3 protein-coding genes and 2 pseudogenes are annotated in these 2,482 nt (G+C 56.7%); 4 read left to right on the top strand and 1 reads right to left on the bottom strand.

Annotated features, from left to right (window positions below; all coding sequences use genetic code 11):
- A pseudogene (locus tag ACREAY_RS11340) lies at window positions 1-280 on the top strand (electron transfer flavoprotein); the annotation flags it as partial.
- On the opposite strand, the gene ACREAY_RS11335 reads toward ACREAY_RS11340, so the two are convergent.
- Window positions 277-825, bottom strand: coding sequence for a thioredoxin family protein (locus tag ACREAY_RS11335; RefSeq protein WP_431755879.1), 549 nt, complete (start codon window positions 823-825; stop codon window positions 277-279). The pseudogene ACREAY_RS11340 and the gene ACREAY_RS11335 overlap by 4 nt on opposite strands.
- Window positions 826-900: 75 nt before the next feature.
- Here ACREAY_RS11335 and ACREAY_RS11330 point away from each other — a divergent pair, with 75 nt between their 5' ends.
- The 3 genes and pseudogenes from ACREAY_RS11330 to ACREAY_RS11320 all read left to right on the top strand — a co-directional run.
- Window positions 901-1,278, top strand: coding sequence for a hypothetical protein (locus ACREAY_RS11330; protein WP_431755878.1), 378 nt, complete (start codon window positions 901-903; stop codon window positions 1,276-1,278).
- Window positions 1,279-1,299: 21 nt separating this feature from the next.
- Entirely contained in the window at window positions 1,300-1,644 is a 345-nt protein-coding gene (locus ACREAY_RS11325) for a hypothetical protein (protein ID WP_431755877.1), read from the top strand.
- Between the two features lie 80 nt (window positions 1,645-1,724).
- A pseudogene (locus ACREAY_RS11320) lies at window positions 1,725-2,482 on the top strand (tRNA (N(6)-L-threonylcarbamoyladenosine(37)-C(2))-methylthiotransferase); the annotation flags it as partial.

The raw sequence follows: 2,482 nt of genomic DNA, 5'->3' as shown, positions 1-2,482 counted from the left end.
GGCGGTAACCGCGTCATACAGACCCACAATCCCGACCCTCGCCCAGCGCATTGCAAAGCTAAAATACGACGACGACAGGCAGTCGCATATCAAGGTGACCAGGCCGGAGGCCGAGTTTATGAAAAAGATGGTCACCCTGTGCCCGACAAACTGCTACCTCCTTGAAGACGGCAAGGTGGTCCTGCAGCACGAAGCTTGCATAGAGTGCGGGACATGCGCCAAGGAGACCGAGTGGCGCCACCCGAGGGGAGAAAAGGGAATAGCCTTCCAGTACGGCTAGCCCTTCCACTTTATCGAGCAGCCGATGGACGGGTCGAAATCCTTTTCTAGTTTCTTGCCTGCGAGGAGGGCCCTGACGTTGTTTTCCATCACCGGGACCGTCGGGCTGGCTTCCGGCTCCATCGCGTCGTTTATCCTGCCGTGGAATGCCAGCTTGCCGTCGACGAAAAGAAACGGGTCGGGCGTGCACACGGCGCCATAGGCTTTTGCAACCTGCTGGCTGTCGTCTATCAGGTACGGAAAGTTGACGTTGTATTCTTTGGAAAACTTGATCATGTTGTCAAAGCCTTCGTCCTGGTAGGACGGGTCGTTGCTGTTTATCCCGATGACCTGCAGTTCCGACGGCTTGAATCTTGACTGAAGCGCGATGACGTCGTTTATGCGCGCCTTGACAAAGGGGCAGTGGTTGCACATGAATATTACGAGCGTCGCCCTGCTGCCGTACTGCGAAAGCGAGTGCATCTTGCCGTCGACGCCCTTGAGCGTGAACGCGGGGGCACCCATGCCCGTCTTTAACACCTGCGGCGATGAGAGAGTTCGAGCCATGGCTGACATTTCTCGCCGAGGCGTTATATCTATTGTGCCGGGCAATAAATACCGGCGCGTTTTGAAGAGACGCATATGGACACTATCGACGCCATACTGCAGCTGCCGCAGCGCAAGCTGATAATCGCGCAGAGCGACGTCCTGCTGGACGCGCCAGCAAAGAACGAAATTTTCATCATGATGGTGGAAGAGTCGCGCGGCTCGGCAGGCGGCAGGGCTGCCGGCGGCGGCCACCGAAAAATAGTAAAGATCTACGGCTTTTCGTGCGAAAATGGCTGCAGCAAGGCGTTTGAAAGCGACGATCAGCAAAAGATCGAGCAGTTCGACATCCCGTACAGCGCAGTGGCGATGGACATAAAGCTGTCAAGCGGCCAGCCGTACGTCGTGCAGGGAGTAATCGACCCTGACCTGATTGCAAGCTATAAGGCAGTGGTGGCAGGCAATCTAAAATAGCATGGCAAACAAGTAACGGCATTGTCTGCTGACAGGACAGAGCAGATCGCCTCTGCCATAGAAGACCTGCTCTACATGGGCGCCATAAGGCTCGACAGCGAAAAGGCGATGCTGTCGCCCCAGTTCTCACTCGTCGCCTCAAACCTGATGGACAGCATGAAGCTGACCGGTGACCGGGACGGCGTCATGAAGCTGATGTATTACTCGCTTTTGATATACATGAACGAGCACCTAAAGCTGCCAAAACCCTTCACGGTGGCCCTTGGCAACGACATGGAGCAGAACCGGCAAAACATGGAGTCCGGCGAGCTCGTCAACACGTACGTCGCCATCCTGTCAGAGGTCTGGTCCCAGAAAAAGGCCTGATGCTGCGACAATCCTGCCGCTAAAACGCCATTCTGCAACAACATGATTTTTAAAGCATTGCCGGCTGACAATTCACTATAATGTACGTCCGGTCGCTCAAGCCAGGGCTCATCGAGTCGCTGAAGCTCTTGAAAAAGGCAGAGCCTAAAAGCAAGGTGTGGATCGAGGCGTACGGCTGCTCGGCGAGCATGGCAGACTCGGAGATGATAGCCGGCCAGCTAAAGGAGGCAGGCTATGAAATTGCGTCGAGCAGAAAGGAGGGCGCCCTCAACCTCATCGTGACCTGCTCAGTCAAGGACACGACAGAGCACAAGATGGTCCACCGGATAAAGCAGCTGGGCAAAACGGGCAAGCCTCTGGTGGTGGCAGGGTGCCTGCCCAAGGCCGACAGGGCCAAGGTCGAGTCATTAAACCCACACGCAAGCCTGATGGGACCTCACTCGATCGACAGCGCGGCCGAGGTGGTGGGGTCGGCACTCGCAGGCAGCCGGCTGGTGATGCTTGCGGATTCCGCGCAGGACAAGGTCAGCCTCCCGCGCATGCGCATCAACCCGGTCATCAGCATAGTCGAGATAGCAAGCGGGTGCATGAGCGAGTGCACCTTTTGCCAGACCAAAAACGCCAAGGGGTGGCTCCACAGCTACCGCGTCGGCGACATCGTGAGGCAGGTTCGCCACGACGTCGAAGAAGGCTGCAAGGAGGTGTGGCTCACGTCGACAGACAGCGGCTGCTATGGCCGCGACATGGGTTCCGACCTTGCACAGCTGATGAGGTCTTGCTGCGAAGTCGAGGGCGACTTTAAATTAAGAATTGGCATGATGAACCCGCAGTACATGCC

The sequence above is a fragment of the Nitrososphaera sp. genome (assembly GCF_050748925.1).
In the GTDB taxonomy this organism is placed as follows: domain Archaea; phylum Thermoproteota; class Nitrososphaeria; order Nitrososphaerales; family Nitrososphaeraceae; genus Nitrososphaera.
Note: the sequence above shows the minus strand (reverse complement) of the source record. Positions and strands in the feature narration are given on the sequence as shown.

Coding starts and splice junctions, on each gene's coding strand:
- ACREAY_RS11330 (WP_431755878.1), top strand. CDS start 901: ATGGACACTATCGACGCCATACTGCAGCTGCCGCAGCGCAAGCTGATA.
- ACREAY_RS11335 (WP_431755879.1), bottom strand. CDS start 825: ATGGCTCGAACTCTCTCATCGCCGCAGGTGTTAAAGACGGGCATGGGT.